The sequence below is a fragment of the Citrobacter sp. RHB35-C21 genome, assembly GCF_013816515.1.
GTDB classification, from domain to species: domain Bacteria; phylum Pseudomonadota; class Gammaproteobacteria; order Enterobacterales; family Enterobacteriaceae; genus Citrobacter; species Citrobacter braakii.
This window is the reverse complement of record NZ_CP057147.1, coordinates 1,927,697-1,943,596: the sequence shown is the minus strand read 5'-3', so window position 1 is coordinate 1,943,596 and position 15,900 is coordinate 1,927,697. Positions and strand designations below refer to the sequence as shown.

Annotated in this window: 9 protein-coding genes; 8 read left to right on the top strand and 1 reads right to left on the bottom strand. The window is 54.9% G+C overall.

The annotated features are described in order from the left end of the window. Nucleotides 1-373 precede the first annotated feature (373 nt). The 8 genes from HVZ39_RS09255 to yegQ all read left to right on the top strand — a co-directional run bounded on the left by HVZ39_RS09255 (nucleotide 374) and on the right by yegQ (nucleotide 13,344). Complete coding sequence (locus HVZ39_RS09255; RefSeq protein WP_181633495.1) at nucleotides 374-1,621, top strand: MdtA/MuxA family multidrug efflux RND transporter periplasmic adaptor subunit; 1,248 nt, start codon at nucleotides 374-376, stop codon at nucleotides 1,619-1,621. Then, a complete protein-coding gene (locus HVZ39_RS09250; protein ID WP_181630322.1) occupies nucleotides 1,621-4,743 on the top strand; it encodes an MdtB/MuxB family multidrug efflux RND transporter permease subunit in 3,123 nt (1,040 codons plus the stop codon). Before HVZ39_RS09255 ends, HVZ39_RS09250 begins: the two co-directional genes overlap by 1 nt. Next, nucleotides 4,744-7,824, top strand: coding sequence for a multidrug efflux RND transporter permease subunit MdtC (gene mdtC / locus HVZ39_RS09245; RefSeq protein WP_181630321.1), 3,081 nt, complete (start codon nucleotides 4,744-4,746; stop codon nucleotides 7,822-7,824). After that, nucleotides 7,821-9,233, top strand: coding sequence for an MFS transporter (locus HVZ39_RS09240; protein ID WP_016153605.1), 1,413 nt, complete (start codon nucleotides 7,821-7,823; stop codon nucleotides 9,231-9,233). The genes mdtC and HVZ39_RS09240 overlap by 4 nt, the downstream gene beginning before the upstream one ends. Next, nucleotides 9,233-10,636 carry a two-component system sensor histidine kinase BaeS gene (gene baeS, locus HVZ39_RS09235; protein WP_016153606.1) on the top strand — a complete coding sequence of 468 codons (1,404 nt, stop codon included), beginning with the start codon at nucleotides 9,233-9,235 and terminating at the stop codon, nucleotides 10,634-10,636. The genes HVZ39_RS09240 and baeS overlap by 1 nt, the downstream gene beginning before the upstream one ends. Beyond that, nucleotides 10,633-11,355 carry a two-component system response regulator BaeR gene (gene baeR, locus HVZ39_RS09230; RefSeq protein ID WP_019077149.1) on the top strand — a complete coding sequence of 241 codons (723 nt, stop codon included), beginning with the start codon at nucleotides 10,633-10,635 and terminating at the stop codon, nucleotides 11,353-11,355. The genes baeS and baeR overlap by 4 nt, the downstream gene beginning before the upstream one ends. 135 nt (nucleotides 11,356-11,490) lie before the next feature. Next, nucleotides 11,491-11,823 carry a YegP family protein gene (locus HVZ39_RS09225; protein WP_016153608.1) on the top strand — a complete coding sequence of 111 codons (333 nt, stop codon included), beginning with the start codon at nucleotides 11,491-11,493 and terminating at the stop codon, nucleotides 11,821-11,823. A gap of 159 nt (nucleotides 11,824-11,982) precedes the next feature. Next, complete coding sequence (yegQ, locus tag HVZ39_RS09220) at nucleotides 11,983-13,344, top strand: tRNA 5-hydroxyuridine modification protein YegQ (RefSeq protein WP_006683890.1); 1,362 nt, start codon at nucleotides 11,983-11,985, stop codon at nucleotides 13,342-13,344. A gap of 259 nt (nucleotides 13,345-13,603) precedes the next feature. Here the strand turns inward: yegQ and clpA are convergent, their stop codons facing one another. Continuing rightward, nucleotides 13,604-15,880, bottom strand: coding sequence for an ATP-dependent Clp protease ATP-binding subunit ClpA (gene clpA / locus HVZ39_RS09215; RefSeq protein ID WP_016153651.1), 2,277 nt, complete (start codon nucleotides 15,878-15,880; stop codon nucleotides 13,604-13,606). Nucleotides 15,881-15,900 lie beyond the last annotated feature (20 nt).

Sequence of the window (15,900 nt, the reverse complement as noted above, 5' to 3'; positions counted from 1 at the left end):
AGGGTTAGGGAGGTTTTCCCCTCCCCTTGGTGTCTTAGTAAGCCGGTAAGCTAATCACTAAGAGTATCACCTGTATGATGACCTGCTTCATCATAACCCTTTCCCTATTTTGGCCCCTTCCTCGGGAGGGGCTTTTCCGTTCCAGCATCCCGCTGAAATCTCTGGCTCTCCTCCTTTTTGCCTTGTCAGCACTCTTACGCACAATCACGTATTCGCTATTTTCACCACCGATTGTTGCGTAACGCTTCGCAAAGCCGCATCGGCATTCAGACGAATCCCGACAGTGTTTCATAATTCCTCCATTTTTCTCCCTTGTTCGCTGGCTAAACTAGTATCATTCCGCGAATCGTTTCAGGATGAGAAACTTATAACAATGAAAGGCAGTAAAAAATCCCGCTGGGTGATAGCAATCGCGATCGTTGTGGCCGCCGTCGCCGCCATCTGGTTCTGGCAAAGCCGTAACGACGCCCAGGAAAACGCACCGGGCGCTACCAAACCAGCGCAGCACACGCCAGGTTCGGGACGGCGTGGAATGCGCTCCGGGCCGTTGGCTCCCGTTCAGGCTGCCACCGCCGCCATGGAAGCCGTTCCGCGTTACCTGACAGGGCTGGGTACCATTACTGCCGCAAATACCGCCACGGTACGTAGCCGGGTGGATGGTCAGCTCATTGCCTTACACTTCGAGGAAGGACAGCAGGTAAAAGCCGGCGACCTGCTGGCAGAGATAGATCCCAGCCAGTTCAAAGTTGCTCTGGCTCAGGCGCAGGGCCAACTGGCAAAAGATAAAGCCACGCTGGCAAATGCCCGTCGCGATCTTGCCCGCTATCAACAGCTGGTGAAAACTAATCTGGTCTCCCGCCAGGAGCTGGATGCCCAGCAGGCGCTGGTAAATGAGACGTTAGGGACAATCAAAGCCGATGAAGCCAGCGTCGCCAGCGCCCAATTGCAGCTTGACTGGAGTCGGATAACCGCGCCTGTAGAGGGGCGTGTCGGTCTGAAGCAGGTCGACGTCGGTAACCAAATTTCCAGCGGCGATACCACCGGAATCGTCGTCATTACGCAAACCCATCCTATCGACCTGATATTCACCTTGCCTGAAAACGACATTGCCACCGTGTTGCGGGCGCAAAAATCGGGGACTCCGTTAAAGGTCGAAGCCTGGGACCGAACCAATTCGCAAAAACTGAGCGAAGGCGTCCTGCTCAGTCTGGACAATCAGATTGATGCCACGACCGGAACCATCAAAGTTAAAGCCCGTTTTAACAATCAGGATGATGCTTTATTCCCTAACCAGTTCGTTAACGCCCGCATGCTGGTCGACACGGAACAAAACGCCGTGGTGATCCCAACGGCCGCCCTGCAGATGGGCAATGAGGGCCATTTTGTCTGGGTGCTGAACAGCGAGAATAAAGTGAGCAAACATCTGGTTAAACCAGGTATTCAGGATAGCCAAAAAGTAGTGATCGCCGCCGGGTTGTCCGCTGGCGATCGGGTCGTAACCGACGGTATTGACCGCCTGACGGAAGGCGCAAAAGTAGAAGTCGTAGAGGCGCATGAAGCCTCAGCTCAGGACGAGAAAACAGCGCCCCGCGGATACGGCAAAAAAGGAGCTAACTCCTGATGCAGGTGTTACCTCCGCACAACACAGGCGGGCCATCACGCCTGTTTATTCTGCGACCTGTCGCCACCACGCTGCTGATGGTCGCGATTTTGCTTGCCGGTATTATCGGTTATCGTTTCCTGCCGATCGCTGCCTTACCGGAAGTCGATTACCCCACGATTCAGGTCGTTACGCTGTACCCGGGCGCCAGCCCGGACGTCATGACCTCGGCGGTAACCGCGCCGCTTGAGCGTCAGTTCGGACAGATGTCCGGCTTAAAACAGATGTCCTCGCAAAGTTCCGGCGGCGCATCGGTCGTCACGTTGCAGTTTCAACTGACACTCCCGCTGGATGTTGCCGAGCAGGAAGTTCAGGCGGCGATTAACGCCGCCACCAATTTATTACCGGGCGATCTGCCCAACCCGCCGGTCTACAGCAAGGTAAACCCGGCAGATCCACCGATCATGACGCTGGCGGTCACGTCCAGCGCCATGCCGATGACGCAGGTGGAAGATATGGTCGAAACCCGCGTCGCGCAGAAAATCTCTCAGGTTTCCGGTGTCGGTCTGGTAACACTTTCCGGCGGGCAACGGCCGGCGGTCCGCGTGAAGCTTAACGCACAGGCTATTGCCGCACTCGGTCTGACCAGCGAAACCATCCGTACAGCCATTACCGGGGCTAACGTCAATTCGGCAAAAGGGAGTCTTGATGGACCAACGCGTGCTGTCACCCTTTCCGCCAACGACCAGATGCAGTCCGCAGACGAATATCGCCAGCTCATCGTGGCCTATAAAAACGGTGCGCCGGTTCGTCTGGGCGATGTCGCCACCGTCGAACAAGGGGCAGAAAATAGCTGGCTGGGCGCATGGGCCAATAAGCAACAAGCCATTGTAATGAATGTTCAGCGCCAGCCTGGGGCGAACATCATCTCCACGGCAGACAGTATCCGTCAAATGCTGCCGCAGCTCACCGAAAGCCTGCCCAAATCAGTTAAGGTCAGCGTGCTTTCGGATCGTACGACCAATATTCGTGCGTCCGTTGCAGACACCCAGTTTGAGCTAATGCTGGCGATTGCGCTGGTGGTGATGATCATCTACCTGTTCCTGCGCAATATTCCGGCGACGATTATTCCTGCGGTCGCCGTTCCGCTGTCGCTCATCGGCACCTTCGCGGTGATGGTATTTCTTGATTTCTCCATCAATAACCTGACCCTAATGGCGCTAACCATCGCGACAGGATTCGTAGTGGATGACGCTATCGTGGTTATCGAGAATATTTCTCGCTATATCGAAAAAGGCGAAAAACCGCTGACTGCCGCCCTGAAGGGGGCTGGTGAGATTGGTTTTACCATCATCTCTCTGACATTTTCGCTAATCGCCGTGCTGATCCCGCTGTTGTTTATGGGTGATATCGTTGGCCGATTATTCCGCGAGTTTGCCGTTACGCTGGCCGTGGCAATTCTGATTTCCGCCGTCGTCTCGCTCACCCTCACGCCGATGATGTGCGCGCGCATGCTTAATCAGGCCTCGTTGCGTAAGCAAAACCGCTTCTCCCGCGCCTCGGAGCGTATGTTCGATCGCGTCATTGCCGGGTACGGTCACTGGCTGGCAAAAGTGCTGAACCATCCGTGGCTCACGCTGGGCGTGGCGCTCGGCACGCTGGCACTGAGCGTTATGTTATGGGTCTTTATCCCCAAAGGGTTCTTCCCGATCCAGGACAACGGCATCATCCAGGGTACGCTGCAGGCGCCGCAGTCCAGTTCATTTGCCAGCATGGCCCAGCGCCAGCGCCAGGTTTCCGATGTCATCCTTCGAGATCCGGCGGTAGAGAGCCTGACCGCTTTTGTCGGCGTGGATGGTACTAATCCGGCATTGAACAGCGCGCGTCTGCAAATCAACCTTAAGCCGCTGGACGATCGCGACGATCGCGTGCAGAAAGTGATCGCACGCCTACAGGACGCGGTTGACAGAGTACCCGGCGTTGATCTCTATCTTCAGCCCACCCAGGACCTGACGATTGATACCCAGGTCAGCCGGACGCAATATCAGTTTACGCTGCAAGCAACGTCCCTTGATGCTCTCAGCACCTGGGTTCCACAGCTGTTAGAAAAACTTCACCAGCTACCGCAACTGTCTGATGTCAGTAGCGACTGGCAGGACAAAGGGCTGGTGGCGTATGTGAACGTCAATCGCGATAGCGCCAGCCGTTTAGGCATCAGCATGGCGGATGTCGATAACGCCCTGTACAACGCCTTCGGCCAGCGACTGATTTCAACCATCTACACCCAGGCCAACCAGTATCGCGTCGTGTTGGAACATGACACCAATAGTACGCTGGGACTTGCTGCACTGGACACTATCCGTCTGACCAGCAGCGACGGCGGCGTGGTTCCGCTCAGCGCAATCGCCAGCATTGAACAGCGTTTCGCTCCGCTGTCGATTAACCACCTCGATCAGTTCCCGGTCACCACCATCTCGTTCAACGTACCGGACGGTCATTCGCTGGGCGATGCGGTGCAGGCAATTCTGGATGCCGAAAAAACGCTCAACCTGCCAGCAAATATTACCACCCAGTTCCAGGGCAGTACGCTCGCTTTCCAGGCCGCGCTGGGTAATACCATCTGGTTGATTGTGGCTGCGGTTGTCGCGATGTATATCGTCCTCGGCGTGCTGTATGAGAGCTTTATTCACCCGATTACCATTCTCTCCACGCTACCCACGGCGGGCGTCGGCGCCCTCCTGGCGTTAATGATTGCCGGCAGTGAACTGGACGTCATCGCGATTATCGGCATTATTTTGCTCATCGGTATCGTCAAGAAAAACGCCATCATGATGATCGACTTCGCCCTTGCCGCGGAGCGCGAACAGGGCATGACCCCACGCGACGCTATTTTCCAGGCCTGTCTGCTGCGTTTTCGCCCGATTCTGATGACTACGCTGGCGGCACTGCTCGGCGCGTTGCCGCTGATGTTAAGTACCGGCGTGGGGGCCGAATTACGTCGTCCATTAGGAATTGGTATGGTCGGCGGTCTGCTGGTAAGCCAGGTATTAACCCTGTTTACCACCCCGGTGATTTATCTGCTGTTTGACAGTCTGTCACTGTACGTGAAAAGCCGCTTCCCGCGTCAGGAAGAGGAAGCGTAGATGAAATTTTTCGCGCTTTTCATTCATCGTCCGGTGGCGACCATTCTCATTTCGGTGGCCATCACCCTGTGCGGGATACTGGGCTTTCGTCTGCTGCCGGTAGCTCCGCTGCCGCAGGTGGATTTCCCGGTGATCATGGTCAGCGCATCATTACCCGGCGCTTCCCCTGAAACGATGGCGTCTTCGGTAGCCACCCCGCTGGAGCGCTCACTGGGGCGCATCGCGGGCGTGAACGAAATGACCTCGAGTAGTTCCCTTGGCAGTACGCGCATTATTCTTGAATTCAAATTCGACCGTGACATCAATGGCGCGGCGCGGGATGTTCAGGCCGCGATTAACGCAGCGCAAAGCCTGCTACCCAGCGGCATGCCAAGCCGCCCCACGTACCGCAAAGCCAACCCTTCCGATGCGCCAATCATGATCCTGACGCTCACGTCGGACACCTACTCGCAGGGTGAGCTGTACGATTTCGCATCAACCCAACTAGCACAGACCATCGCGCAAATCGACGGCGTGGGTGACGTCGATGTTGGGGGCAGCTCTCTGCCTGCCGTGCGCGTAGGGCTTAATCCGCAAGCGCTGTTTAATCAGGGCGTGTCGCTGGACGACGTGCGTAGCGCGATTGCTAACGCCAATGTGCGTAAGCCGCAGGGAGCTATCGAGAATGATACCCATCGCTGGCAGGTACAAACCAACGATGAGCTGAAAACCGCCGCCGAGTACCAGCCGATTATCATCCACTACAATAACGGCGCTGCGGTGCGGCTGGGCGATGTTGCGTCTGTGAGCGACTCGGTGCAGGACGTACGTAACGCGGGGATGACCAACGCAAAACCGGCTATCCTGCTGATGATCCGCAAGTTGCCAGAAGCCAATATTATTCAGACGGTAGACAGCATTCGGGCCAAATTACCGGAGTTACAAACGCTGGTCCCGGCCGCCATCGATCTGCAAATTGCCCAGGACCGTTCACCGACCATTCGCGCCTCGCTGGAGGAAGTCGAACAGACGCTGATTATCTCCGTTGCGCTGGTTATCCTGGTGGTCTTTGTTTTCCTGCGCTCCGGGCGCGCGACCCTGATCCCTGCGGTAGCGGTTCCAGTCTCGCTGATCGGTACCTTTGCCGCCATGTATCTGTGCGGATTCAGCCTGAACAACCTGTCATTAATGGCGTTGACCATTGCCACGGGATTTGTCGTTGATGACGCAATCGTGGTGCTGGAAAATATTGCCCGCCACCTGGAAGCGGGAATGAAGCCACTGCAGGCGGCGCTACAAGGTACGCGCGAAGTGGGATTCACGGTGCTCTCAATGAGCCTGTCGCTGGTAGCGGTGTTCCTCCCGCTGCTGTTAATGGGCGGATTGCCTGGGCGCTTGCTGCGCGAATTTGCCGTCACGCTGTCAGTTGCTATCGGTATCTCGCTGCTGGTGTCGCTGACATTAACGCCAATGATGTGTGGCTGGATGCTCAAATCCAGCGCCCCGCGTGAACAGTCTCGTAAACGGGGTTTTGGTCGTGTGCTGGTGGCACTGCAACAGAGTTACGGCACTTCGCTTAAATGGGTGCTGCGCCATACGCGACTGGTAGGCGTGGTGTTACTTGGCACCATTGCGCTGAATATCTGGCTTTATATTTCCATCCCCAAAACCTTCTTCCCGGAGCAGGATACGGGCGTGTTGATGGGGGGGATTCAGGCCGACCAGAGCATCTCTTTCCAGGCGATGCGCGGCAAACTGCAGGACTTTATGAAGATCATCCGCGACGACCCGGCGGTGAATAACGTCACCGGTTTCACCGGCGGTTCCCGGGTTAACAGCGGGATGATGTTTATCACCCTCAAGCCACGCGATGAGCGCGGTGAAACCGCTCAGCAGGTGATCGACCGCCTGCGCGTCGCGCTTGCAAAAGAGCCTGGCGCGAATCTGTTTCTGATGGCGGTGCAGGATATTCGCGTCGGCGGTCGCCAGGCCAATGCCAGCTATCAATACACATTGCTTTCCGACGATCTGGCGGCACTGCGCGAGTGGGAACCGAAGATCCGTAAGGCGCTTGCCGCCCTGCCCCAACTGGCGGATGTCAACTCCGATCAGCAGGACAATGGCGCGGAAATGAACCTGGTCTACGATCGCGACACCATGTCTCGTCTGGGGATCGACGTTGCAGCCGCTAACAGCCTGTTGAACAACGCTTTTGGACAACGGCAAATTTCAACTATTTATCAACCGATGAATCAGTACAAAGTGGTGATGGAGGTCGATCGACGTTACACCCAGGACATCAGCGCGCTGGATAAAATGTTCGTCATCAACAATGACGGTAAGGCAATCCCGCTATCGTACTTTGCCAAATGGCAACCGGCGAATGCCCCGCTGTCGGTAAACCATCAGGGCTTGTCCGCTGCCTCAACCGTGTCGTTTAACCTGCCAACAGGTTCTTCACTGTCTGAGGCGACAGAGGCTATCAACAGAGCCATGACCCAGCTCGGCGTCCCCTCCACGGTTCGCGGTAGCTTTGCCGGCACGGCACAGGTATTTCAGGACACCATGAACTCACAGGTGATCCTGATTATCGCCGCCATCGCCACGGTCTACATCGTTCTGGGGATGCTGTATGAAAGCTATGTTCATCCCCTGACCATTCTCTCCACGCTACCTTCAGCTGGCGTCGGGGCTTTGCTGGCGCTGGAGCTGTTCAATGCCCCGTTCAGCCTAATTGCCCTGATAGGGATAATGCTATTAATTGGCATTGTGAAGAAAAATGCCATCATGATGGTCGATTTTGCGCTGGAAGCGCAGAGAAACGGCAAGCTGCAGCCAGAAGAAGCCATTTTCCAGGCCTGCCTGCTGCGCTTTCGCCCAATCATGATGACCACGCTGGCGGCGTTGTTTGGCGCGCTGCCGCTGGTGTTATCCGCCGGGGATGGCTCCGAACTACGTCAACCTTTGGGGATAACCATTGTCGGCGGGCTGGTCGTGAGTCAACTCCTGACGCTGTACACCACGCCCGTGGTCTATCTCTTTTTCGACCGTCTGCGTCTGCGTTTTTCGCGTAAAAACAGCAAACCGGTAGCAGAGTTATGACAGAACTTCCCGACAGCACCCGCTGGCAACTTTGGATTGTGGCATTCGGCTTTTTTATGCAGTCGCTGGATACCACCATCGTGAATACTGCGCTTCCCTCGATGGCGGCAAGCCTCGGGGAAAGCCCGTTACACATGCATATGGTCATTGTGTCATATGTTTTAACCGTTGCCGTGATGCTGCCCGCCAGCGGATGGCTGGCGGACAAAGTTGGCGTGCGTAATATCTTCTTCACCGCCATCATCCTGTTTACGCTTGGCTCGCTGTTTTGCGCCGGGTCCAGCACACTCAACGAGCTGGTGATGGCGCGCGTCTTACAAGGCGTTGGCGGTGCGATGATGGTGCCGGTCGGCAGGCTAACGGTGATGAAAATCGTCCCGCGTGAGCAATATATGGCGGCGATGACGTTTGTCACATTGCCCGGTCAGATTGGCCCGCTACTGGGACCGGCATTAGGCGGTATTCTGGTTGAGTACGCCTCCTGGCACTGGATATTTTTGATTAACATTCCGGTTGGCATTGTCGGCGCGATAGCGACGTTAATGCTGATGCCCAACTACACCATGCAAACCCGACGCTTCGATCTCTCCGGATTTGCGATGCTGGCAGTCGGCATGGCGGTACTGACGCTGGCGCTTGATGGCAGTAAAGGAACCGGCATCTCCAGTATCTCGCTGGCAGCGTTGGTTATCTGCGGAGTGCTGGCTATTGCGCTGTATCTGAAACACGCCCATCGTAATCCACGCGCGCTGTTCAGCCTGAATCTGTTTCGCACACCGACCTTCTCGCTGGGTCTTTTCGGCAGTTTTGCCGGACGCATCGGTAGCGGTATGCTGCCGTTTATGACGCCGGTGTTTTTACAAATAGGCCTCGGTTTTTCTCCCTTTCATGCCGGGCTGATGATGATCCCGATGGTGCTCGGCAGTATGGGCATGAAGCGCATTGTGGTGCAGGTCGTTAACCGCTTTGGCTACCGTCGCGTACTGGTCGCTACAACGCTTGGCCTGTCGCTGGTCAGTCTGCTGCTGATGACCACCGCGCTGCTCGGCTGGTATTACGCCCTGCCCTTCGTACTGTTCTTACAGGGAATGGTCAACTCAACGCGTTTTTCATCCATGAACACCCTGACGTTAAAGGACCTGCCTGACGATCTCGCCAGCAGTGGTAACAGCCTGCTGTCAATGATCATGCAGCTGTCGATGAGTATCGGGGTGACCATCGCGGGACTGCTGCTAGGCATGTTCGGTCAGCAGCATAGCGTCATCGACAGCGGAAGTACGCATACCGTCTTTATGTATACCTGGCTGTGCATCGCATTCATTATCGCGCTGCCCGCCATTATTTTTGCCCGCGTGCCGAACGACACGCAAACCAACGCGGTGATTTCACGGCGCAAAAGGAGCACCTGATGAAGTTCTGGCGGCCCGGTATCACCGGCAAACTGTTTCTGGCGATTTTCGCCACCTGCATCGTGTTGCTGATCAGCATGCACTGGGCCGTACGCATAAGCTTCGAACGCGGTTTTATTGACTATATCAAGCACGGTAACGAACAGCGGCTGCAAATGCTCAGCGACGCATTAAGCGAGCAGTATGAACAGCACGGCAACTGGCGATTCTTACGCAATAACGATCGGTTTGTTTTTCAGATCCTGCGCTCTTTTGAACACGACAACGACGATGATAAACCGGGTCCCGGCATGCCGCCGCACGGCTGGCGTACGCAGTTTTGGGTTGTCGACCAAAATGCCCGCGTGCTGGTCGGTCCGCGTGCTCCGGTCCCCCGTGACGGTATGCGCCATCCGATCCGCGTCAACGGTAGCGAAGTCGGTGCCGTGATTGCCTCTCCCGTGGAACGCTTAACGCGCAATACGGATATCAATTTCGACATGCAGCAAAGACGTTCAAGTTGGCTCATCGTCGCGCTCTCCACGATCCTGGCGGCGCTGGCAACGTTTACGCTGGCGCGCAGTCTGCTGGCCCCGGTCAAGCGGTTGGTAGAAGGCACGCACAAACTGGCGGCTGGCGATTTCACCACTCGCGTTGCGCCGACCAGTACGGATGAACTGGGCAAGCTGGCGCAGGACTTCAACCAGCTTGCCAGTACGCTGGAAAAAAACCAGCAGATGCGTCGTGACTTTATGGCCGATATTTCTCACGAACTGCGTACGCCGTTAGCGGTGTTGCGCGGTGAACTGGAGGCCATTCAGGATGGCGTACGCCAGTTCACCCCTGACTCCGTTGCCTCTTTGCAGGCTGAAGTAGGTACGCTCACCAAGCTGGTGGACGATCTGCATCAGCTCTCCATGTCCGATGAAGGCGCGCTGGCCTACCAGAAAACATCGCTGGATCTCATCCCGCTGTTGGAAGTGGCAAGTGGCGCATTTCGTGAACGCTTTGCCAGCCGTGGACTGACGATACAACTTTCACTCCCGGACAGCATGACGGTATTTGGCGACAGGGATCGTCTGATGCAGTTGTTCAACAATCTGCTGGAAAACAGTCTGCGCTACACCGACAGCGGCGGTGGGCTGCACATCAGCGCCGAACAACGCGAGCGTATGGTTTTATTAACCTTCGCTGATTCCGCTCCCGGCGTAAGTGACGACCAGTTACAGAAGCTGTTTGAACGATTTTATCGCACCGAAGGCTCGCGTAACCGTGCCAGCGGTGGTTCCGGGCTGGGGCTGGCAATTTGCGTCAATATCGTACAGGCGCATAATGGTCTGATTCGCGCCGCTCATTCGCCTTTTGGCGGGGTTAGCATTACAGTAACATTACCGCTGGAACGCGATTTACAGAGAGATGTATGACTGAGTTACCCATTGATGAAAACACGCCGCGTATTCTGATCGTGGAAGACGAGCCCAAGCTGGGGCAACTGCTTATCGACTATCTGCGCGCGGCAAGCTACGCTCCTACGCTCATCAGCCACGGCGATCTGGTTCTTCCTTACGTGCGTCAGACGCCGCCCGACCTGATCTTGTTGGATCTGATGCTGCCTGGTACCGACGGCCTGACTCTGTGCCGGGAAATCCGCCGATTCTCTGAAGTCCCCATCATGATGGTAACCGCCAAGATAGAAGAAATTGATCGCCTGCTGGGGCTGGAGATCGGTGCGGATGATTATATTTGCAAACCCTACAGCCCGCGTGAAGTTGTTGCTCGCGTGAAGACGATTCTGCGCCGTTGCAAGCCGCAGCGCGAACTGCAACAGATGGATGCTGACAGCCCGTTGATCGTCGATGAAGGTCGTTTTCAGGCGTCCTGGCGTGGGAAAATGCTCGACTTAACGCCTGCTGAATTTCGCTTACTCAAAACGCTGTCGCATGAACCAGGAAAAGTATTCTCCCGTGAACAGTTGCTCAATCATCTCTATGACGATTACCGTGTCGTTACCGACCGAACCATTGACAGCCATATTAAGAACCTGCGACGCAAGCTGGAATCGCTGGATGCGGAGCAGTCGTTTATCCGCGCGGTCTATGGCGTAGGGTATCGCTGGGAAGCCGACGCCTGTCGAATTGCGTAAACACTCCCATCCTGCAGGACTCCGCGGCTTCGTGGAGTCCTGTTGACTAGCAACTCTCCAAATATCGCTCATACTCTTTGTGGCAACACTATCGTCAATAACTGTTTGATATAAAACTTTAATCAAGGAGTGCATATGGCTGGTTGGTTTGAATTAAGCAAGAGTAGCGATGATCAGTACCGCTTTGTTCTTAAGGCTGGAAACGGGGAAACTATCCTTACCAGTGAGCTTTACACGACAAAAGGCGCGGCAGAAAAAGGGATCGCGTCTGTCCAGGCTAACAGCCCTCTGGCCGAGCGTTACGAGAAAAAAACGGCAGCTAATGGCAAATTGCATTTCAATCTGAAAGCAGCAAACCACCAGATTATTGGTAGCAGTCAACTGTATGCGAATGAACAGTCGCGCGAGACCGGTATTGCATCAGTTAAGACCAATGGTGTAAGTCAGACGATAAAAGATAAGACCTGATAATGACTCGCTCAGCCGGGTAACGCCACGCTGTCGCCCGGCGTTTTTCTTTACCTGTCTTCCCCACAGCGCTACAATGCCCGCCCTTAATATGGGGGCACTCCCCTAACCGCCTCATTGAGTGAGGCGAGTCTGACCTGTCATCAGAACGAGAAAATTATGTTTAAACCGGAACTCCTTTCCCCGGCGGGAACGCTGAAAAACATGCGTTACGCTTTCGCCTATGGCGCAGACGCTGTATATGCGGGCCAGCCGCGTTACTCACTGCGCGTACGCAACAACGAATTCAATCACGAAAACCTGCAGCTAGGCATTAATGAAGCCCATGAACTGGGTAAAAAATTCTATGTGGTGGTTAATATTGCCCCGCATAACGCCAAGCTGAAGACCTTCATTCGTGACCTGAAACCGGTGGTGGAAATGGGACCGGATGCACTGATCATGTCCGACCCCGGTCTGATTATGCTGGTGCGCGAAAACTTCCCTGACATGGACATTCACCTTTCAGTACAGGCTAACGCCGTAAACTGGGCAACGGTGAAATTCTGGAAGCAGATGGGATTGACCCGTGTGATCCTGTCCCGCGAACTGTCGTTGGAAGAAATTGAAGAGATCCGCACCCAGGTGCCGGATATGGAAATTGAGATCTTTGTTCACGGCGCGCTGTGCATGGCTTACTCCGGCCGCTGCCTGCTCTCTGGCTACATCAACAAGCGTGACCCAAATCAGGGTACCTGTACCAATGCCTGCCGCTGGGAATACAACGTGCAGGAAGGCAAAGAAGACGTGGTGGGCAATATCGTGCATAAGTACGAGCCTATCCCGGTACAAAATGTTGAGCCGACGCTGGGTATTGGCGCGCCGACTGACAAAGTCTTTATGATCGAAGAAGCCCAGCGTCCGGGTGAGTACATGACCGCGTTTGAAGACGAACACGGCACTTACATCATGAACTCGAAGGATTTGCGTGCCATTGCCCACGTTGAGCGCCTGACTCAGATGGGCGTGCATTCGCTGAAAATTGAAGGCCGTACTAAATCATACTATTACTGTGCACGTACCGCGCAGGTTTATCGCAAGGCCATTGATGATGCCGCTGCCGGGAAACCATTCGATCCGCAACTGCTGGAAACGCTGGAAGGTCTGGCGCATCGCGGTTACACCGAGGGGTTCCTGCGCCGCCATACGCATGACGACTATCAGAACTACGAATACGGCTTCTCTGTTTCCGAGCGTCAGCAGTTTGTCGGCGAATTCACTGGCGAACGTAAAGGTGAACTGGCGGCTGTGCTGGTGAAAAATAAATTCACCGTCGGCGACAGCCTGGAGCTAATGACCCCACAGGGCAACATCAACTTTACCCTCGAACAGATGGAAAACGCGAAAGGCGAAGCGATGCCGGTTGCGCCGGGCGATGGTTACACCGTGTGGATGCCTGTACCGGAGGATATCGATCTGAATTATGCATTGTTGATGCGTAATTTTGCCGGTGAGTCCACGCGCAACCCACATGCTAAGTAGTTAATTACGGTTATTTTTCAGCGTTCGGAAGATTCTTAGAAATCGATCACATACCGCTTCGTTCATTAAGGGTATTATCCCATCCGCTGAAAAACATAACCCATAAATGCTAGCTGTACCAGGAACCACCTCCTTAGCCTGCGTAATCTCCCTTACGCAGGCTTATTTTTTGCCTGCCGTTTAACCCCCCCTATTCAAATCACGACTTTCAGGCGAAAAAAAACCGGGCATTACGCCCGGTTCATTAGGTGGTTAGATATTAATGTGCTGCTTCTGGCTTGTGCTTTTGCGCACTCTGGAAACCATAGGTCAGCTCATTTTTCTCTTTATCCAGCGCAACGGTCACCTGACCGCCATCCACAAGCGAGCCGAACAGCAGTTCGTTAGCCAATGGTTTTTTCAGGTTATCCTGGACAACGCGCGTCATCGGGCGTGCGCCCATTGCGCGGTCATAGCCCTTCTCAGCCAGCCAGTCGCGGGCTTCCTGACTCACTTCCAGAGAGACACCTTTTTGATCCAACTGAACCTGAAGTTCGACGATAAACTTATCAACAACCTGATGAATCACCTCAGTAGAGAGATGATCGAACCAGATAATGTTGTCGAGACGGTTACGGAATTCCGGCGTAAACACTTTTTTGATTTCGCCCATCGCATCAGTACTGTTGTCCTGATGAATCAGCCCAATCGATTTACGCTCGGTTTCACGCACGCCGGCGTTAGTGGTCATGACCAGCACCACGTTGCGGAAATCCGCTTTACGCCCGTTATTGTCGGTCAGCGTACCGTTATCCATCACCTGCAGCAGCAGGTTAAAGACATCCGGATGCGCTTTTTCGATTTCATCCAGCAGCAGTACCGCATGCGGATGCTTAATGACAGCATCCGTCAGCAAACCGCCCTGGTCGAAACCGACATATCCCGGAGGCGCACCAATCAGGCGGCTGACGGTGTGACGTTCCATATACTCGGACATATCAAAACGCAGCAGCTCAATACCCAGCGCTTTGGACAACTGCACCGTGACTTCGGTCTTACCGACGCCAGTCGGTCCGGCAAACAGGAACGAACCGACAGGTTTATGCTCGTGTCCCAGACCAGCACGGCTCATTTTGATCGCTTCAGTCAGCGCCTCAATGGCTTTATCCTGTCCGAATACCAGCATTTTCAGACGGTTGCCCAGGTTTTTCAGCGTATCGCGATCGCTCTGCGAAACGCTCTTCTCCGGGATCCGCGCAATGCGGGCCACGACGGACTCGATATCCGCCACGTTGACGGTTTTCTTGCGCTTGCTGACCGGCATCAGACGCGCCCGCGCGCCCGCCTCATCGATCACGTCAATCGCTTTGTCCGGCAGATGACGATCGTTAATGTATTTCACCGCCAGTTCGACCGCTGCACGCACCGCTTTGGCGGTGTAGCGAACATCATGGTGCGCTTCGTATTTCGGCTTCAGACCGTTGATGATCTGCACGGTCTCTTCTACCGACGGCTCAGTGATATCGATTTTCTGGAAACGGCGTGCTAGCGCGCGGTCCTTTTCAAAGATATTGCTGAATTCCTGATAGGTTGTGGAGCCTATCACACGGATTTTACCGCTGGAGAGCAACGGTTTGATCAGGTTAGCCGCATCCACCTGGCCGCCCGATGCCGCACCCGCGCCGATAATGGTGTGGATCTCATCGATAAACAGAATGCTGTTAGTATCCTGTTCCAGTTGTTTCAGCAGCGCCTTAAAGCGTTTTTCAAAATCGCCACGGTATTTGGTACCCGCCAGCAGCGAGCCGATATCCAGAGAGTAAAGGGTACAATCAGCCATCACTTCCGGCACGTCGCCCTGGACGATACGCCAGGCGAGGCCTTCCGCAATAGCGGTTTTACCGACGCCAGACTCACCCACCAGCAGCGGGTTGTTTTTTCGACGACGGCACAGTACCTGAATGGCGCGTTCCAGCTCTTTGTCCCGGCCAATGAGCGGATCAATTCCGCCCACACGGGCAAGCTGGTTAAGGTTAGTCGTGAAGTTCTCCATACGGTCCTCCCCGCCAGCTTGCTCTTCGTTATTCGGCTGATTACCAGAGTCAGAAGACTGACTTGGTTCGTCTTTGCGCGTGCCATGAGAAATAAAATTCACCACATCAAGGCGACTCACTTCATGCTTACGCAGCAGATAAGCCGCCTGAGATTCCTGCTCGCTGAAGATGGCGACCAGCACATTAGCACCGGTAACTTCATTGCGCCCGGAGGACTGAACATGAAAGACCGCGCGTTGCAACACACGCTGAAAACTCAACGTTGGCTGCGTGTCGCGCTCTTCTTCACTGGCAGGCAATACGGGTGTGGTTTGTTCAATGAAGGCTTCGAGTTCCTGACGCAGCGCCACCAGATCCACAGAACACGCTTCCAGCGCTTCGCGGGCCGATGGGTTACTGAGCAATGCCAGTAGCAAGTGCTCGACGGTCATAAACTCATGTCGGTGCTCGCGCGCTCTGGCGAAAGCCATGTTTAAACTGAGCTCCAGTTCTTGATTGAGCATAGGCACCTCCCCCAATATTT

What these genes read in the sequence shown, in the direction of transcription:
- HVZ39_RS09255 (WP_181633495.1), top strand. Translation starts at nt 374, where the DNA reads ATGAAAGGCAGTAAAAAATCCCGCTGGGTGATAGCAATCGCGATCGTT.
- HVZ39_RS09250 (WP_181630322.1), top strand. Translation starts at nt 1,621, where the DNA reads ATGCAGGTGTTACCTCCGCACAACACAGGCGGGCCATCACGCCTGTTT.
- mdtC (WP_181630321.1), top strand. Translation starts at nt 4,744, where the DNA reads ATGAAATTTTTCGCGCTTTTCATTCATCGTCCGGTGGCGACCATTCTC.
- HVZ39_RS09240 (WP_016153605.1), top strand. Translation starts at nt 7,821, where the DNA reads ATGACAGAACTTCCCGACAGCACCCGCTGGCAACTTTGGATTGTGGCA.
- baeS (WP_016153606.1), top strand. Translation starts at nt 9,233, where the DNA reads ATGAAGTTCTGGCGGCCCGGTATCACCGGCAAACTGTTTCTGGCGATT.
- baeR (WP_019077149.1), top strand. Translation starts at nt 10,633, where the DNA reads ATGACTGAGTTACCCATTGATGAAAACACGCCGCGTATTCTGATCGTG.
- HVZ39_RS09225 (WP_016153608.1), top strand. Translation starts at nt 11,491, where the DNA reads ATGGCTGGTTGGTTTGAATTAAGCAAGAGTAGCGATGATCAGTACCGC.
- yegQ (WP_006683890.1), top strand. Translation starts at nt 11,983, where the DNA reads ATGTTTAAACCGGAACTCCTTTCCCCGGCGGGAACGCTGAAAAACATG.
- clpA (WP_016153651.1), bottom strand. Translation starts at nt 15,880, where the DNA reads ATGCTCAATCAAGAACTGGAGCTCAGTTTAAACATGGCTTTCGCCAGA.